17 protein-coding genes are annotated in these 16,327 nt (G+C 60.7%); 1 reads left to right on the top strand and 16 read right to left on the bottom strand.

What is annotated here, in order from left to right; translation table 11 throughout:
- Positions 1-308: 308 nt before the first annotated feature.
- The 9 genes from Q0629_RS07095 to Q0629_RS07055 all read right to left on the bottom strand — a co-directional run bounded on the left by Q0629_RS07095 (position 309) and on the right by Q0629_RS07055 (position 7,471).
- Entirely contained in the window at positions 309-1,169 is an 861-nt protein-coding gene (locus Q0629_RS07095; RefSeq protein WP_298780690.1) for a hypothetical protein, read from the bottom strand.
- Positions 1,170-1,457: 288 nt separating this feature from the next.
- Complete coding sequence (cas1, locus tag Q0629_RS07090; protein WP_298780687.1) at positions 1,458-2,468, bottom strand: CRISPR-associated endonuclease Cas1; 1,011 nt, start codon at positions 2,466-2,468, stop codon at positions 1,458-1,460.
- A complete protein-coding gene (locus Q0629_RS07085; RefSeq protein ID WP_298780684.1) occupies positions 2,465-3,484 on the bottom strand; it encodes a reverse transcriptase domain-containing protein in 1,020 nt (339 codons plus the stop codon). Before Q0629_RS07085 ends, cas1 begins: the two co-directional genes overlap by 4 nt.
- A gap of 16 nt (positions 3,485-3,500) precedes the next feature.
- The gene (gene cas2, locus Q0629_RS07080; protein ID WP_298780682.1) at positions 3,501-3,785 is read right to left on the bottom strand and encodes a CRISPR-associated endonuclease Cas2; all 285 of its coding nucleotides are present in this window, start codon (positions 3,783-3,785) and stop codon (positions 3,501-3,503) included.
- A gap of 28 nt (positions 3,786-3,813) precedes the next feature.
- Entirely contained in the window at positions 3,814-4,527 is a 714-nt protein-coding gene (locus Q0629_RS07075; protein ID WP_298780680.1) for an NYN domain-containing protein, read from the bottom strand.
- Between the two features lie 120 nt (positions 4,528-4,647).
- Positions 4,648-5,292 (bottom strand): hypothetical protein, encoded by a 645-nt coding sequence (locus tag Q0629_RS07070; RefSeq protein WP_298780678.1) that lies wholly within the window; start codon positions 5,290-5,292, stop codon positions 4,648-4,650.
- A 78-nt stretch (positions 5,293-5,370) separates the two neighbouring features.
- Entirely contained in the window at positions 5,371-5,559 is a 189-nt protein-coding gene (locus Q0629_RS07065; protein ID WP_298780676.1) for a hypothetical protein, read from the bottom strand.
- A gap of 67 nt (positions 5,560-5,626) precedes the next feature.
- Entirely contained in the window at positions 5,627-5,779 is a 153-nt protein-coding gene (locus Q0629_RS07060) for a hypothetical protein (RefSeq protein ID WP_298780673.1), read from the bottom strand.
- 237 nt (positions 5,780-6,016) lie between these two features.
- On the bottom strand, positions 6,017-7,471 hold the full coding sequence (locus tag Q0629_RS07055) for a ThiF family adenylyltransferase (protein ID WP_298780672.1): 1,455 nt from the start codon (positions 7,469-7,471) through the stop codon (positions 6,017-6,019).
- Between the two features lie 324 nt (positions 7,472-7,795).
- On the opposite strand from Q0629_RS07055, the gene Q0629_RS07050 reads away from it, so the two are divergent.
- Positions 7,796-8,215 (top strand): hypothetical protein, encoded by a 420-nt coding sequence (locus Q0629_RS07050; protein ID WP_298780670.1) that lies wholly within the window; start codon positions 7,796-7,798, stop codon positions 8,213-8,215.
- Between the two features lie 394 nt (positions 8,216-8,609).
- On the opposite strand, the gene Q0629_RS07045 is transcribed toward Q0629_RS07050, so the two are convergent.
- From Q0629_RS07045 to pgsW, 7 genes are all read right to left on the bottom strand, one after another.
- Complete coding sequence (locus tag Q0629_RS07045; RefSeq protein ID WP_298780668.1) at positions 8,610-10,244, bottom strand: C69 family dipeptidase; 1,635 nt, start codon at positions 10,242-10,244, stop codon at positions 8,610-8,612.
- Positions 10,245-10,483: 239 nt separating this feature from the next.
- The gene (locus Q0629_RS07040; RefSeq protein WP_298780666.1) at positions 10,484-11,650 is read right to left on the bottom strand and encodes a succinylglutamate desuccinylase/aspartoacylase family protein; all 1,167 of its coding nucleotides are present in this window, start codon (positions 11,648-11,650) and stop codon (positions 10,484-10,486) included.
- Positions 11,651-11,662: 12 nt separating this feature from the next.
- Positions 11,663-11,842, bottom strand: coding sequence for a hypothetical protein (locus tag Q0629_RS07035; protein WP_298780663.1), 180 nt, complete (start codon positions 11,840-11,842; stop codon positions 11,663-11,665).
- 30 nt (positions 11,843-11,872) lie between these two features.
- Complete coding sequence (locus Q0629_RS07030) at positions 11,873-13,189, bottom strand: C4-dicarboxylate ABC transporter (RefSeq protein WP_298780693.1); 1,317 nt, start codon at positions 13,187-13,189, stop codon at positions 11,873-11,875.
- Between the two features lie 73 nt (positions 13,190-13,262).
- Positions 13,263-13,823, bottom strand: a complete 561-nt coding sequence (locus Q0629_RS07025) for a DUF6305 family protein (protein ID WP_298780662.1) — start codon at positions 13,821-13,823, stop codon at positions 13,263-13,265.
- A gap of 69 nt (positions 13,824-13,892) precedes the next feature.
- Positions 13,893-15,455: a C69 family dipeptidase gene (locus tag Q0629_RS07020; protein WP_366123195.1), complete on the bottom strand. Its 1,563-nt coding sequence runs from the start codon at positions 15,453-15,455 to the stop codon at positions 13,893-13,895.
- 304 nt (positions 15,456-15,759) lie between these two features.
- A partial coding sequence (gene pgsW, locus Q0629_RS07015; protein ID WP_298780658.1) for a poly-gamma-glutamate system protein occupies positions 15,760-16,327 on the bottom strand: 568 nt, incomplete at its 5' end.

The following is a 16,327-nucleotide window of genomic DNA, read 5'->3' as shown; positions in this document are numbered from 1 at the left end:
AAAACTCTTATTTCGATAGCTATGGTTATGTTTCTACCCCCTGTCGGGGAATCACCTCTACTGAGTATACCATTTGTGGATACGGATGACAACACGATTTCAAACGCCGTTTACTCCACCCTGCGCCGCTCGGCATCCCCTGGCGCAAAATAGAGCCTCAAACGCTCTTAAAAGTGTCCCTAAACCCTTGCTGGAGGCCGTACTCCACCCTAAAATTGATCATGAATCCCCACCAGAGCTAAATGTAAGCCGGATATTCAGTCCCCTTAAAGGCCTCGTTAGGACCGGTGGAGTCGTGGACCTCCCGGTTAATCGGAGAACCAGGAAAAGAGGTTGTCCACGGCATCTCCGACCCATCCACTGACCAGACCTCCCACCGCCACGGCCGCCGCGATGGGGATGACTACCGGGGCAGCGGCAATGACGGCTCCGCCAACAGCGGTCGTTGTCGTCACAGCGGCCAGCCCTGATGTGACGGCCGAGGCAGCTAAAGAAGATGCGACGGCACCGGCAGCGCCTCCCGCATAGCCTGCAACCCCTGCCGATACCACTTTGGCGGCGGCCTCCTTTTCGTCGATCTCCCCGTTGAAGTAGTCTACAGCGGACGTCGCTGCCGCAATGCCCGCAGAAACTATCGCCCCTGCCTTTCCAGCCTGTTTTGCCCCATGCAGCAGAGACTTGGCGGAGGGCATACTTCCCTTGACCTTGGCTGCCCCGCGCTCCGTCGTATTCGTGGAGATTTTCGAGGAACGCATCGATTTGCCGATCCCCTGTTTGGTGGCCACCTGATTGTATGCCTTCGCAGTCTCCTCGGTCCCCAGCAGTTTCGTGGCGCGATATTGCCCCTGCTTGACCCTGCGGACGACGTCACCCACCGACTTGGGCGTATCCTTCAACTGCAGTCGTTCTACGATCTTCTTACCGTCCCGGATCAGGACGTCGTCTCGGACCGCCTGCCGCGAGCGGGAAAGGATGGCCTTCTTTCCGGAAAAGGCGTTTTTGAGGTTGAAGCGGTCCTTGAACATCACTTCGTGGACGACCCCCTTCAACTTATCGGGGGGCAAATCTCCCACGCGCTTAACCGCCTCAAGTCCGGACTTATACTCATATGCCTCTTTGACAGCCGTCGTTGCCTGAACCTCAAGCTTGCTCTCGTTCTTCCTGCTCATCTCAAAATCCTCCTTGTGATTTCTCTTTTGCTTTGCCGTTTTTGCTTCGGCACCCTTGAGCTTAAAAAACTCCACTGTCCTCTACCAGCCCGTTCTCCTGCGCTTTCTGCCTGTTATTATCCGCTTAGAATAGGACATATCTTGTCTTGAACGCTGGGAGCTTCTTTACACCAATTCGCGTTTAATGTGGATTGCCTTCCTTGTAAGGGGAGGTGCGGAACGGAGTGAGAGGAGGGAGTGGAGACAGCAGCAGGACGTTACGCTGAAGTCCGTTTCGTCTCGATTGGCTTAACGCATTGCGACGGACAGGGGCCGGTATTCCTCGTCGTTTCTCAGGGCGTTCAAAAAAGCCCTGGCTTGAAACAGAATGTGCTCTCGAAAGGTGGTCGTGCGCCCCGTGATTTCGTCCGTTGCCTTCACATCCAGGCGCTTCACGAAGTTCCGCAGGAAGACCTTGCGTGCCGTGCCGTCCATGAGGACGCCTCCGTCTGGCGTTTGATCAAACTGATTGGGCTTCAAGAGCCGTTGATTGAGGATCGACGCCACCAGCCGGTCCACCACGGGAGAGCGAAACTCCTCCATCAGGTCCAGAGCCAGGGCCGGCCTGCCGCGGTATTCCGGATGGAGGAAGCCCACGCAGGGGTCCAGGCCTGCGATACAGGCCGCTCCCACAACGTTCGACAGGAGCATCGTGTACCCAAAGGAGAGCAGCGCGTTGACCGGGTCCCTGGGTGGCCGGCGCGTCCTTGAGACGAAGGACCAGGGAGGGGGCAGCGCTCTCCCGAACACGGAGAAGTACGCTGCGGCGCCAGCCCCCTCCAGGCCTCTGATGGCGTCTATGTCCTCGTACCTCCGGCAATACCCCATGGCGGACGTCAATTCTCTGCAGGCCTGGGACATCGCCTCGTCTCCCGGCAGACGCCGGTTTCGGAAGCGCAGAAGCGTCTTGTGCTGGCTCAAGAGTTTCCCTGACACCACGCTTCTTGCGATCGCCAGGGTCCGCTCCTCCGAGGCTGCGGCCTCGAACTGAAGCCGTTTTGCCGCATAGCCCCGTCCGCGGCCAGAGGTCAACGAGCCCTTGTACCGCCCCTTCCCGTCGATGAAGTGGACGGGGACATCGTTCTCCATCAGCAGGTGCAGCGCCGGGGTGGTGACGCTGCCCCGCCCCAGCACCATCACCTGGTCGATCACGGCGGGGGGGATCGTTTCCGCCTTCTCCGCACGGGAACGCCGGAAGGACAGGGCCTCTCCTTTCTTTCCAAGGATCCCGTTGTCGTGCGTCAGGTAAAGAGACGTCATTTTTTGCTGCTCCTTCCCTCGTTCCTCTCGCCGATCGGGCCGGATTGCCCGTACTGAGCTTCGAGGTGGAGCAAACGGGCTCTTGCCGCGGTGAACTCGTCCGAACTCCTGGCCTTGCCCAGGCGATTGATCGCCTTTTTGAGGGAACGCCAAGCTCCGGCGGAGGGAGAAACTTCCTCGGCCCCGATCCCGTAGCCCAGAAAGACGATCGTTTCCTTCGACAGGTCTCCGATGCCGCTCTTGCCCTCAGCGATTTCGATCCTGAGGTCCGAGAGGACGTCTGCGGCCGAGTAAAAGCCGCGGGTCGCCTCCTGTTCGTCATGGACCAGGGCCAACCAGTCGTCCCCGTAGCGCACCGCCTGATACCCCAAGTCTGACATCCGCAGGTCGAACTGATGGAGGTAGAGATTGCAGAGGGTGGGCGACACGGGCGACCCTTGCGGGATGCCCCGCGAGCGCTCGTAGAGGTTACCCCGATACGCCACCGGAACTCGGATGGCGCGGTTCAGGAGCTTGCGCAGACCCGGATCGGCGACCGTGGACCGAAGCATCGCGGAGAGCAGATTCCAGTCCAGGTTGTCAAAACAGCCTCGAATGTCCCCCTTGACGTACCAGCTTCGCCCCTCCGCGAGAAAGTTCTTGACCTTATGGATCGCGTCGTTAACTCCCTTGCCGCGGCGATAGGCAAAGCTGAGCGGCGAGAAGATGGGGTCCAACAGCGCCTGAAGTCTGGCGTTGACGGCCTGAAATACCACCCTGTCCCGCACCGTAGGGATCCCCAATTCCCTGTAGTTTCCGTCCTCCTTCGGAATCCGCGCCCTCCGCAGAGGCATGGGCAGGTACTCCTCCCGCTTTAAGAGATCTTTCAGTGCGGCGAGGTTGCGGCCAAGGCGGTTCCGAAAGGTTTCGAGCGTTTCTCCGTCCACGCCGGGTCCGCCTTTCTTCCGCTCCACGTGGACCCACGCGGCGTACAGTTCGTCGATCGAAAAACGGCACGTCGTGCAATTGCTTGGCATGGCTCCGCCCCCGTCCCTACAAAACGATGTCCCCGTCCCATTCCACCCTGACTCCGCCGATCTGGAGTCTGTGTGCGGCGCAGGAGGAACACACCCTGTACACCCTCAGGGAGTCACCCGCCGTAAGCATGAGTTGCGTCTGAAGCTCGAGGACCGCCCTCCGTATCTGTCCGGAGGTCATGAACGTTTCGAAGACGCTCTCCTGCACGCGGCGGCCAATCCCCTCCATGCGTTTGACGATCTGCCTTCGGCGCCTGTCGTTGGCGATGTCGTATGCGAGGACGTGGAGTATTCCAGGCATGGTCCCTCACCCCCCCTGATTCACGGCGTTAAAAGTAGTCCATGCTTCCGGGAATGTCCCGGGCGCACTTCTCCCGAAGGTCGTCCGTGTCCTCATCGCACGCACCGTCGTCCAATGCGTCGTCCTCGCTGCCGTCGCTCTCCTTGTCATCCTTTTTAAGGAACTTTCGGAACTTTTGGAAGAACGGCTCGGACTCGTCCGCCTTATGATCACCTCCTGTCTCGCTTTCGTCGTCGAATTCATGGGGACGGCCCGCCTCTTCGAAGTACTTCTCCAGGTTTATGAACCCGGAAGCCTCGTTCAGCAGGACGTGGGAAACGTTCTCCGGGAAGGCCGCCACCTCCACGCGGACTCCGCGCTCTCTCAGTTTGCGCACCACGGCGGCGAAGTCCTGGTCCCCCGACACGATCACGACGATGTCCGGCTTCGCATCGTAGGCAAACGCGATGATGTCGATCGCCATCTCCACGTCCACGTTGCACTTGAATCCTCCGTCGGGCCGGGGCGCGCCCAGCTTGGACTTAACCATCCAGCCGTCCTCCTGCATCCGCAGGACCTCCCTGTCCAGCCTGTGCTCGTTCCTGGGGTCGATGGCCACGTAGCAGAAGGCCTCGAGGGGCATTCGTCCCTCCTGCTCCTGCGCAAGGTAGTCCTTGAGGTCGTAGTAGTCCACCTCCAGGCCTCTGTTCCGCACGCAGGCGTTCAAGTTAGCATGATCCACAAAAACAACGGTCCTTCTCATGACAGAAACCTCCTCAAAGTTGACGATTGGCGGGCGAACCCGCGCCGTGCTGTACACTGTGCAGCGCCCTTCCTTACATTGATACCTTCATGAGCCCCTTCCGGGAGAAGGCCGGAGCGGTTATCCTCCGGACGCCAGGACTTCGCCCACCAGGGTGATGTAGTCGAAGAGGTTGTCCCCCCTTTTCCAGTCTTCGACGTAGCGTCCGTAGGCGGGCTGCCAGCTTCCCGGGTTGACGTAAGCGCAGTACCATTTCCACCCTTTTTTCAACGGCGCGCCGTCGGCGTTGTGATAGACCGCGTCGTAGAGGTGTCCGTGAGGGGATTGTACCCAGTCGGGCAGGTAAAAGCCGATGGGAGGGGTGCTGGGGTATTCCGTTGGGAAGAGGATCATCAGGGGGCTGACGGAGGGCGTCCAGCCGTTGGGAAGCACGTAACGGGTGATCGTCATCCAGTCGCAGCGCTTATCGTCGAAGTCGATGTCGGTGTTTTCTTTGAAAAGGTGCTTCGACACGGCAAAGATCTGTTCTCGGATGACTCTTTTGGAAAAGTCGCTGCGCGTCCGAAAGAACCCTCCCTTGGAGCGGTCCGGCATGACCCGGATGCGCTCCAGGTCCTCAGGGCTGTAGTTCTTACGCGGGTCCAGGTTCTTGACGACCTTGCCCTGGATGTAAACCGGCCTTCGCCCCTTAGGGATGGCGATGATGATCTCCTCGCCGCTGTGGTACCTTCCGTCGATCAACTTGCCGTTGTTCAGCTTTGCCATGATTTTTCCTCCTTTGGGTTATCTGCCTTTTTCCCGGTTCAGCCTTTGTGTGAAACCGCCCTGAACGCTAGAGGTGGGTCACCAATCCCAACCGTCCTTTAGCACCTTCACCAACGCACCTATCGCTCCTATTGCTCCTAGGAGTGCGAAATCCTTTAAAACGTCGTCATCGGTTTCGTCCCAGGGTTTTGGTATCGGCATCTTCCAGGGGTCGGGTAGCCTTGGGATGCAGTCCAGTCCCTTTATGCCGCTGTTCAGCTTTGCCATGATTTTTCCTCCTTTGGGTTGTCTGCCTTTTTTCCGGTTCAGCCTTTGCGCTTCTGGCATGGGGATGTCAATGGCGGTAACGGTACGCATCGGGCACGTCAGGCTCATAATCGCAAGCCTCGTCCTGTACCTCATGCATTTCGAACAGATCGTCGTCTTGATTGTTATCGCCAAACAGATTGGTCAGCACCGTGCTAAGAAAGTCTAAAAAGCCTCCCATGGCGTTCTCCTCCTTGCAGCAAATTAATGATTGCTTCAGCCTCTCTCCGCGCCTATCTGTTTCTTAAGATACAGGACGGTTGGGACATAAATCATGATGTTCTCATTTTTCAGCAACGGCTGGTTGCTTTGCTCTTTACTCGTGCCTGCCTGTTTCTAAAATACAGGACTACGCGGACATAAATCGGGTTTTTATGGAACTGGCTCCGAACTTCAACAAAAGCTGTGCCCCGACAGGCTACCCGACCGCATCCGACGCGAACTGGACTCCGTGGCAGAAACAATTCTTCGCTCGAAAGGCCACGCTGTCGCGATCGGGGTAAATTGCCTTTGCGGCATTGTCCTCGTACACCCATATGGGCTCATGCTTCTGGCGATCCGTGTAGTGATTGACCAAGACATCCGAGGCGATGCAGGCGACGATAGCGTTGAGAGTCTTGACGGCGGGCTCCTTGACATCCAATCCCGTAACATATCCCTTGCGCACCAACCCCTCCCTTATGGCGGCGTCAGGGTGGCTTTCGGCCGCGATCCGTATGGGGTCCAATCGGCCAAGACAGCTCAGGCAGAGGTTGTCCCCGGGGCGTACTGTAATCACCTCGCCGCTAACGTCTTCAACTGTGCCTTTTTCCGGGTTGACCGAGATGTTTACGCCGGCTGATATGAAGGGAGTGAAAAAGCGCAGGCAGGCGTCCTGAACCGCAAAACGGCTCGAATGGTTGTCGGTGGCGACGACAACCCAGTCGGAGAGGGCAAGGAGTGCGGCCATCTCCGGCGACCCGTCCGTCACGTTCTGGACGTGGGCCGTGACCTCCGCTTCCGGATTGATCCGCTCCAGGTGCTCCTTGAGACACTCCGCTTTTGGCCGCTCCTCCAGAGCGTCTTTGTAAGAGGCCCCGACGATGCGGTTCATGTTGGACACGGAAAGCCTGTCCGCATCAACGAGGTGCAGCCGGTTAAATCCGAGGTGCAGAAGGTTCTCAGCGATGATGGATCCCAGTCCGCCGACGCCGACAACTGCGATGCTCTGGCTGTCCGTAATCCGACGCATCGCATCCAATCCCAGGGCCAGCACGCCGCGGCTGAACTGCCCCTCTTTGTCGGCGAAAGGGTCCACGTCCTCCATGCAGGGCCTGTATCGCGTTCGGCGGACCCGCTCAGCCGCGATCGGGCAGGTGATCTCAGCGGCAATGGGGCAGATTTTTCCCTCGTTGTAAATCCATATTCTGGCGTCATACTCCTTTTGGGATAAAACAATGCTCCCGTAGCCGACGCCGGGGAACTCCTCAGCGAGGTAGGCGGAAAATTCGCGTTCGTCCTGGTCGTCAATCGATGAGAAAATCGCGGCCGTTTCACTGAAGGGATGCGTGTGTACATCCAGGATCATATCAACGTCCACACGGTTTTGCACCTCCATCAGGACGTCCAGAACCCGATCTTTTCGGATGTGCAGGGAAGCGGCGCCCTGTCCCTCCAGGTCTGCGGCCCCAAAGAGGCGCATATCCGTCACACAGCAGAGCGCTGCGCCTCCATCGGGCTCTCTCCTGGCCAGGAGCAGGGCGAACTGTTCCCGGCTCAGGTCCTGCAAGAGGCTCGATCTCAGGTGGCTCAGCATTCCCACGGGGAACTTGATCACCCCCTCAATCCCTCTTCTCAGCAAAGCGTTCCGACCGTTCTCGTTTTTGTACTCCATGGTTGGGTCCTCCTTTGATTGATGAATGAACTTGGCAAACGAATCGACGTCCCTCACGAATTGGCGGCTTCGCGATCACTCTGAAGAGTATTATCAGACCGTAGAGGGACATATTTTGGAAGGCATTGCTTGAGCTCGGAGTGCGTATCTTCAGAGAAAGTGATTGAACGCAGAGTTTTTATTAATGAAGGGTTCGCGGATTCAACTCGGGTTACGCTTAATTCGGTGATTTGCAAATTTTGGGGTTTGCGATCCGTTGTTGCTATAAGAAAGTCAGCGAATACGTCACCTGTGGAGGCGGTGAGGGAGAGGGTCGTACCGGTCATGACGAAGCGCGAGCGGCAGGAGATGCTGAACCTGCAGGAGCAGGGGGAGTTGCCAGAGAACATCGACTGCTCCACCGACTTGTACTTCCGCTTCCTGCTGGGAACGCCGGCGCAGGGCCGGCTGCTTCGCGATATGCTGAGCTGGACCTTAGTCAAGCAAGAGGACAGAGGAAGTGACGGGGTGGTGCAGGAGTACTGGAGTTCCTCGGAGAAGCGCTACTATCCACTGCGGAAGCTGGCAACGCAGCTGGATTTCAAGGCGATCCGGGAGGACCGGCTGGCGAAGGCGACGAGGATCGCCCGGGAGAAGGGCTGGACCGAAGGCAGAATGAAAGGCGAGGACGAGGGCAGACTAAAAGGCGTAGCCGAGGGAGAGCCAAAGGTAAAGCTGAGGGTGAGGCTAAAGGCAAGCTGCTAGGCAGGCAGGAAACAGCGCGCGCCATGCTGCGGGAGGGGATGCTCCAAAGTTCGTCGCGTGTTTCACCCATCTTTTCCTGGACGAGATCGAGGCCCTGAAGGAGAGTTAATAGGTCGGCCGGTCGGTGGATTCCCGCAGGGCATTTGCTAGGGTGGAGCGCATTACACACAGGATTGCAGAGAAAGTGTCCACGGCAAAAACGCCGTTCATGGGGCAAGGTGAGGGCGAAATTTGCATCCGGCTCCGGCAGAAACCCACGATCAATTTCAGGTTAGGGCATGGCCTGCGGCAGGAGTTTCTTGAAATCCGCCTGCTATAGACAAAAGCCCCCCGTCGTCGGACGGGGGACTTTCTGCGCCGCAGGGCGCGCTGTTCCGTTAATGCCGCAGACGCCCTACTTCTTAGGTTCCGCGTCCTGGTCGCCGAAGCCCACGGTCTTGAGCCAGTCCGTCGGGTAGCCCAGAGGCTCCATCGTGTCGGCGGTGATCCTGTAGCCGTCGTTGTACTTGCCCACAAGCGTCCAGGCCAGCGTCCACCAGTCCCGATCCACCAACTTCATGTTGTCGTTCACGTGCTTCGTGATCATCTCGGAGGCCTTCTTGGGGTCCTTCTTGTAGAGCTCGGCGGCCTTCTTTTCAAAGTCGGCCTGCTCGGCAAAGAACTTGCCCTCGAGGCGCTTCTGCTCGGCGCGGACATCGCCGATCATCGCGGCGAAGTTGAGGTCCGCCCAGTTGCCCACAAAGTTGAACGCCCACCAGGTGGACTTGGGATCGAACTTGACGCGGTCGCCGGTGTTGTAGGATTCGGGGACCTCCTTCGTTCCCGCGTAGATGGGCATGTAGCACGTCGTGATGGGCTGGTCCTCGCCGAACCAGGCCACGGCCGCCAGGGGCTCCGGCAGGTTGTCGCGCACCTGGCCGATGAAGCTGTAGCTGCAACGGAACAGGCTGATGCTGCGGTTCCAGTCGTTGCCCTTGCGGTCCTCAGGCTTCATGTCCTTCGTCACCGCGTAGCGCGTCGGGGTGCCGAACGGGCCGGCGGCAAGCCCCTTGGTCATGTCGAAGCGCGTGCCCTCAAGGACGTCGCGGCAGAGCGCCATCAGGTCCTGGGGCGTCACGGGCTTGTCGGGCTTCTGGAACAGCGGGTACTGCTCCGCCGCATCCTCAGCCAGCTTCACGCTGGGGGTGAGCAGGTTGTAGGCCCGCCACTCGCGGCGCTGCTGGTAGTAGGGGGAGCCGTAGGGCTCCGGGTTGTAGAGCTTGTGGAATACGAAGGGCTCACCCTCCTTCCACCACCCCATGTCCTGAGCCACGGTCTTGACGTTCGAGGAGTACATGAAGTTGTCCTTGTCGTCGAAGTTGATCTCCGCGATGCGGGAGCGGTTGGAGCCCATGGCGTAGCTGTCGTCCGGGCACCGCACGGCCGCCCAGACCGCGCCGGGCTTGCCGCTCTCCGGCGTCCACAGGGGGCCGGGGCCGGTGATCTCAAACAACCAGATCTCGTCCTTGTCGCCAACGGTCAGGGCCTCGCCGCCGTCGGCATAGCCGTACTTCTCCGCCAGCTCGCCCATGACCTTGATGACCTCGCGGGCTGTTGCCCCGCGCTGGAGGCCGAAGACTTCAAGCTGCTCGATCATGAACAGGCCGTTCTGACACTCGCTCTCCTCGCGCCCGCCCCAGGTGTACTCGCCCATCACGACGGACTTCTCGTTCATGATGGGGTAGCCCACGTGGAAGTAGGTGTAGGTCGTCTCCGCCTGCGGGATCTCTCCGACCTTCCTCAGCTCCTTGCCCGGCCGCGTCTGGTAACAGATGTTGTGGTAGACGGGGACCATCTCGCCCTTCTTGTGTTTGCCGCCAGGGATGACCTTCAGCCGGTGGTCGTACCAGCCGTCACAGGTGTAGGAAACGAGGACGGAGCCGTCTGCCGTCGCCTTCTTGCCCACCATCACGGACGTGCAGGCAAGCGCGGCCCCCGCCAATAGAGCGGTGAGCGCCGCAGCCAGGGCAATAACCTTGATCAATCGCATGAACAACAACCTCCTAAAAAATTTGAGATAACCAGGGCGCCGCACCTGCCGCACCCTGTCGCCGCAGGAAACGAGCCCCTGCGATGAACACAACACAAACGCACCGGCCACCCAGAAGACTGCGGCCATATCGGCCGCTTCGAGGCCCACGTTGCAAAGGAGCGACGAGGCCGGACGACCGTTTCGCCCCGAATCAAACCGTCAGGGTGCAGATAGCCTCCCTCGCCCTGGCGCCCTTTTTAATCGTAAGCGACGCGGCCCAGCGGGGCCTCCGCCGGGTCGTGAAAGAAGGACCCGACCCCCTTCTCCTTCACCTCCGCGTAGCGCGGAACGCCGGTCAGCACGATCTCCCGTCCCGGCGTCATGGAGGAGAAGATGTCCATGCACTGAAGGAACGTCGAGAGGTGACGCCCCACCCGCACGTCGATGTGCCAGCCGTTCTCGTCGATGGGGGCGTAGAGCAGCTTGTGCTTGCCCGCCTCCACCACGAACTCGTCCTTGCCCTCCAGGACCAGTTTCTGATCGGTGACGCCCCGGATGCGGTCCAGCAGGGGCTCCGCCACTTCATAGAGCATGGACATGGCCTGGGTGTGATCCCCCACCTCGCGGTGCGACAGGCCGTGCAGCGTCTTGGGGGAGAACTCCATCCCGATGGGCACCTCGAACTCCGTGCCCGTCAGGAGCATGGAGGCCATGGCCGCGATCTCCTGAGCCTTCTCGTGGGCGACGATGGTGTTCTCCACGCTGTACTCCAGCTCCGCCTCGTGGAGGTCCACCACGACGTCCACGCTCTCCGCGCGGATCATCTGCGCCAGGCCGTAGGTGGTCCGCTCCACCAGCAGGCCGTTGGGCCGGCCCGGCCAGCAGCGGTTCAGGTTACGGATGTCCATGTAGGCCAACATCTGCTTGCTAGGGTAGTGCACGTAGACCTCCGGGTCCGGCCAAGAATCCAGAGGGCTTCCGGAGCGGTCCCCAAGGCGCCAGGTCTTCTTTCCCCAGGGCGTCTTGATGTCGTAGAAGCTGGGGTAGGCCTCGCCGTTGCGCGAGTAGAGGGAACCGCTGGTGTTGGCCCGCGTCACGACGATCAGGCGTCCGGCCTCAGGCTTCGCGTTCTCCACCAGGATCTGCGCGGCCAGGTTCGCCGCGGGCTCCTCCGGGTGGGTGCCGCCGAGCAGCAGGACGGTGCCACCGGGTTTGCCGCTGTCAAGGAAATAGATGTTGCAGTCGTTGGCCGTGCCCTGCAGGGAGGGCTCGTAGAGGCTCAGCTTCTGCACCTGCGTCACTCCGGGGCCCAGCGCGACCGGTTCCTTGTAGTGCCGCATCGCGTAGAACTCGGCCCCGCTCCAAGCCGCCGCCGCCGTGCACAGGACGGCAGCCATCCCTTTGATCCACTTCAATTTTTCCATCGTCGTCGCCCCCTACTTGATGTGCAGAAAGCGCAGGACGAAGGGGATGAGGATCACGGCGTAGAGGACGGCCTCCTGCGGGTCGCGGGTCTTCTTGAAGTTCCAGGCCAAAGCGCAGGCGAAGAGGAGCGTCATGGCGTAGTAACCGTAGGTGATCACCTGATTGATCAGGATCATCAAAGCATCGTTCATCTTATACCTCCAGACGGGTTGTCCCACGGGCTACATGGCCAGCATGGAGAGCTCTTTGCTGTAGATGAGGAAGAGCGTGCAGCAGATGGCCACGAACGCCATGGGGACGAGGCACGCCGCAACGAAGTCGGAGTAGTAGCGTCCCTTGTAGTTCAGCTCCATCACCGAGGCTCTGCCGATGACGGCCGTCGGCGGCAGGCAGTCCCCCAGCGGCCACAGTACGGCCATGGCGGACATGGCCACGATGGGGTTCATGTCCTTCATGTTGAAGAGCATGATCAACGGGACGCCCAGGAGCGGGGCCACGGCGTACTGCAGGATGCCCTCCGAGATGGGAAGGATGATGAAGAGCGTCGCAAAGAGCGTCGAGAGCGGCAAGATCACGACGTGCAGCGAGATGACTCCCCGTGCTCCGGAGAGGGCCAGCACCTGGATCAGCGCGCCCACCACCACCATGATCCCCACGAGGGGCAGGAGCTTGTGGATCGTTTCGCACAGGATTTCCCACACGTCGAGCTTCACCGGCGAGAGGACCCAGACGGAGAACGCTGAGATCATGAAGATCATGGGCAGGCCCACGATGGGGAAGTCGAAGGGCCAGATGCGGCCCGCAGCCAGCAGGCCGCCGAAGACCACGAAGGGGATCAGGACCCGCAGCCAGTTCATCCCAGCCGGGGCCTCCGGCAGCCTCTCCAGGGCTTCCTCTCCCGCCGCGGCGCTGCCGCGCCCAGCGAGCCAGAACATGGAGAAGAGCGCCCCCGATATGGAGAGCACCGCCAGGGGACCGTTGAAGCCGACGTAGGGCATGTTCGCCCCTGCAGCGGCCATCATGGCCCAAAGGTTGATGGGGGGCGCAGCGGCGCTCATGGCCGCCGTCATGAAGATGGCCGCCGTCTTTCGGGTGTCGTCCACCCCCATGGCGGACAGCACGGAGCCCACCAGAGCCCCCACCGTCAGGACGCTCGTTGCCCCCGACCCGGTCAGGGCGCCTGGGATCAGCATCACGAACGTCAAGAGCAGCAGGCAGATCACGCGGCGGGCGTGAAAGGCCCTCACGATGCGGCGCACGATGAAGGCCACGCCGCCCGACTCCTTGATCAGGGCCATGAAGAACGTGGCGCTGATGAAGATCAGGCAGACGTCAAAATAGGTGAAGGTCCCCTCCACGATGTGGCGCAGGGGAAACTCGCTGAAAGCTGCCTCTCCCGTCGGCCAGGCCGCGCAGTGGTACGCGGCGGCAGCGATGGCGGAGAGCAGCATTGAAAGCTCCGTGGAGAGCCGAATCGCCTTCGCGATGAGGAAGGCCACGACGACGATTCCCAGGATGGTATAGGCATGAGAAAACATCAATGTTCTGGACGCCTCCTTTTTCGAGATTAAAAATTGGGGAGGGCGCTCTGCGCCCGCCCCAATCGGTATCCTACTTCAGCTCCGCCAGCTTGGCGCCGATGGAGAGTGCGTCCTTTACGATGATGAGCTCCTTGCCCAGCTCCTTGGCGTAGTTCGTGAAGAACCCGTCGCTGTCGCTGTCCTGGATGATCAGGATGACGTCCGCCAAAGGCATGATCGCCTTGATGGTGGCCTCGTCCGAGGCGTCCGTTCGGCGGGCCATGCCCTCGATGTGGGCCCCGATGACGAGGATGCCCTTCTCCTTCGCTGCCTTGATCAGCGCCGTGCAACGGGCGATCTCCTTGTCCACGTCCGTGCCGGCCGCGCCCATGCCCTTCATGCTGGTGCCCGTCGTCACGACGAGCGTCTTGCAGTCCATCCCCGCGAGCTCCTCCGCGGTGATCGTCTTGCTGGCCTCCGTGGGCATGACCTTGGCCTGCATGGCGGACATCTTGACCATCATGGCACCGGGGCTCTGCCCGCAGGTCGTCGCGACGATGGGAGTTTCCACCTTCGGCAGCTCCGCGGCAAAGGCGGAGGCGGCCGTCAGGCAGAGGGCCAGAACCAGCAGAAACAAACTCTTACGATTCATTCACACGATCTCCTTTCAAAATGTGGAACCGGCCGCAAAACGGCCGAACCCAAACGCCCGAAAGGGCGCTCAACGGTTGTTCGTGTACTTCGCGATGCTGGAGAAGTCGAGGTCCCAGTAGGCCTTCTCGGCGCGGTCCATGCACTCGATGGTATACTTCGTCAGAAACTCCGACGCCTTCTCCGGGGACTCCTTATAGAGGTCGGCCGCCTGCTTCTCCACCTCGGCCTGTCTCTTGAAGAAGTCGTCCTCAATGGGGTTCCTCACGGCCTCGAGGTCCTTGATGGCCTCCTGGTAGCGCCAGTTCACCACGTCGTCCTGGAGCATGAAGGCCCACTGAGCGCAGTCCAAGCTCAGCTTGTCGCGGTCGAAGTGGGACTTCCAGCTCTCCTTCGTGTCGCGGGTTCCGGTGTAGACAGGCACGTAGAGGGTATGGGCCGGGTTGTCGTACCCGAACCACATCACGCCGCCCACCGGCTCCGGCAGGTCCTTCCGCATCTGGGAAACCCAGCTGTAGGCGCAGGCGTTGGTCGCGATGCTTCGGGAGTAGGGGATCTTCAGCAGGTTGCGCTGCAGGCGGGTGGGGAAGGGGGTCGTCAGCGGGCTGAGCTCCGCAACACCGTCCTTGCCCTCCACGATCCAGGCGGGGTCCATCGTCATGTCGAAGGGGCTGCCCTTGTGGTAGCCGCGGATGAAGCCCATGATGTCGCGGACGGAGAGCTTCTTCTCCGGCTTGATGGAGAAGGGGTAGGCGTTGACGGGTGCGTAGGGGTCCCACTCGCGGCTCGGTGCGAGGGCCTTGTAGATCGTGTAGAGGCGATTGCGAATCCAGAGGGAGCTCAGGGCCCAGTCGTCGTTGCCCGTGGCGGGGGAGTAGGCGGCCTGGAAGTCGAAGGGCTGGCCGCTGTCGGGGTCGTAGAGCTTGTTGTCGATGGCGTGCTGCATGTAATTGTCCGAAACGATGAAGTTCTTCGTATCCTTGGGGTCGATGAAGCGGATGCGCGCGATGTTGGGGACGACCACGACCTCGTCGTCCGGCACGCGCTGGGCCGCCCACACGGAGCCCGGCTTGCCGCTCTCCTGCGTCCAGCCGAAGCCCGTGCTGAACACGTGGAATATCCAGGCCTCGTCCGGGTCGGTGATGGTGAGGCACTCGCCCTCCGTGCCGCAGGAAGGCATGAAGCCGTACTTCTGCGAGAGCTCTCCGATGACCTGAATGGCCTCCCGCGCCGTCTTGGCGCGCTGCAACGCGAGGACTTCCAGCTGCTCGATGGCCAAGAGCGCCTTGCCGCCGGGCACGGTCTTCAGGATCTCCTTCTGGCCGATCGTGGTCTCCCCGATGGCGACGCGGTGCTCGTTCATCGCGGGGTATCCGACGTGGAAGTAGCCGTAGGTTTCGGCGACCTGGGGAATCTCCCCAACCTTGACCCAGCCGCCCGGCTCCTCGCCGACGATGTTGCGATAGACGTCCATGTTGGTCCCCGCGGGGTACTTCTGGCCGGGGATGAAGCGAATCTGAGCGTCGTAGTAGGCCCCGTCCGCCGTGTGGCAGGTCATGACGGACCCGTCAACGGACGCATCCCTGCCGACCACCACGTCGGTGCAGGCCAGTGCAGGAGAAAACGACAGCAAACACAACGCCGAACACAGAAACGTGCGGAACAAACTGCGTCTGGAACGAAACATGCCAAAGATCTCCTTTCCTGAGTTATACGATTGAAAAGAAAATGAGCGCCGTCGGGAGCCGGTCGGCCCGACCAACCTCCGTCCGAGTCTCCCGATCCTCACCATTATATCAGCATTGTCCTGGGATTTCATATCTCTAAATTTCAAATTTAACGATAATATATTAAAAAATATTATCAAGTATAAATTTATTTTATGTACAGATTACAGAACGTAGGAAAACAGGAAAAGACGAGAGCTCAACCTTCGGTCACTCCCCTTCCCAGCCCCACCGGCGGTGCGTGGCCAAAACCAGGACGAAGAGCAGAAGCCCCGTCGTCCCCACCAAGACGCTGCGCCCCCGGACAAAGGTCGGACGCCGCGCCTCCCAGGCCACGCCGCAGGCGTCCGCCATGCCGCGGAGGTAGAGGATGTGGACCACAGGGTATCCTTCGCGCAGCGCGCGCCCGATCACGCCGTCACCCCCGTCCTGCCGCGGCAGGATGAGCCCTGGGGGGAGGCGCAGGACGTCCGGACTGTCCCCCATGTTGCCCTCAGGGCCGCCGACGCTGACCACCAGCCTCGTCCGCCCCTCGCGAACGAGCTGCATCTTCGCCTGGACGGCCTCCTCCAGGTCCCTGTTGGCCAAGAGCGGCAGCCCCTCCGCCTGAGCCGCTGCGGTCAGGATATCCCGCGCCTCCTGAGGCATCCCGCCCCCGTTCTCGCTCCCACCCCCCAGCGTGCAGAGCACGGGACGGGTGCGCAGGAATCCGGCGTTGATCAGGGCCTTCGACAGCACGGGCCACGGCGCCTCGGGGCGGTTGGCCCCCCAGTTGGAG

The organism is uncultured Fretibacterium sp. (assembly GCF_938030725.1).
Taxonomy (GTDB): Bacteria; Synergistota; Synergistia; order Synergistales; family Aminobacteriaceae; genus Fretibacterium.
The sequence above is the reverse complement of the archived record's forward strand: the minus strand, read 5'-3'. Positions and strand labels throughout refer to the sequence as shown.

What these genes read in the sequence shown, in the direction of transcription:
- Q0629_RS07055 (WP_298780672.1), bottom strand. Translation starts at nt 7,471, where the DNA reads ATGGAGTACAAAAACGAGAACGGTCGGAACGCTTTGCTGAGAAGAGGG.
- Q0629_RS07040 (WP_298780666.1), bottom strand. Translation starts at nt 11,650, where the DNA reads ATGGAAAAATTGAAGTGGATCAAAGGGATGGCTGCCGTCCTGTGCACG.
- Q0629_RS07065 (WP_298780676.1), bottom strand. Translation starts at nt 5,559, where the DNA reads ATGGCAAAGCTGAACAGCGGCATAAAGGGACTGGACTGCATCCCAAGG.
- Q0629_RS07050 (WP_298780670.1), top strand. Translation starts at nt 7,796, where the DNA reads ATGACGAAGCGCGAGCGGCAGGAGATGCTGAACCTGCAGGAGCAGGGG.
- Q0629_RS07035 (WP_298780663.1), bottom strand. Translation starts at nt 11,842, where the DNA reads ATGAACGATGCTTTGATGATCCTGATCAATCAGGTGATCACCTACGGT.
- Q0629_RS07085 (WP_298780684.1), bottom strand. Translation starts at nt 3,484, where the DNA reads ATGCCAAGCAATTGCACGACGTGCCGTTTTTCGATCGACGAACTGTAC.
- Q0629_RS07095 (WP_298780690.1), bottom strand. Translation starts at nt 1,169, where the DNA reads ATGAGCAGGAAGAACGAGAGCAAGCTTGAGGTTCAGGCAACGACGGCT.
- Q0629_RS07070 (WP_298780678.1), bottom strand. Translation starts at nt 5,292, where the DNA reads ATGGCAAAGCTGAACAACGGCAAGTTGATCGACGGAAGGTACCACAGC.
- cas2 (WP_298780682.1), bottom strand. Translation starts at nt 3,785, where the DNA reads ATGCCTGGAATACTCCACGTCCTCGCATACGACATCGCCAACGACAGG.
- cas1 (WP_298780687.1), bottom strand. Translation starts at nt 2,468, where the DNA reads ATGACGTCTCTTTACCTGACGCACGACAACGGGATCCTTGGAAAGAAA.
- Q0629_RS07060 (WP_298780673.1), bottom strand. Translation starts at nt 5,779, where the DNA reads ATGGGAGGCTTTTTAGACTTTCTTAGCACGGTGCTGACCAATCTGTTT.
- Q0629_RS07025 (WP_298780662.1), bottom strand. Translation starts at nt 13,823, where the DNA reads ATGAATCGTAAGAGTTTGTTTCTGCTGGTTCTGGCCCTCTGCCTGACG.
- Q0629_RS07030 (WP_298780693.1), bottom strand. Translation starts at nt 13,189, where the DNA reads ATGTTTTCTCATGCCTATACCATCCTGGGAATCGTCGTCGTGGCCTTC.
- Q0629_RS07075 (WP_298780680.1), bottom strand. Translation starts at nt 4,527, where the DNA reads ATGAGAAGGACCGTTGTTTTTGTGGATCATGCTAACTTGAACGCCTGC.
- Q0629_RS07045 (WP_298780668.1), bottom strand. Translation starts at nt 10,244, where the DNA reads ATGCGATTGATCAAGGTTATTGCCCTGGCTGCGGCGCTCACCGCTCTA.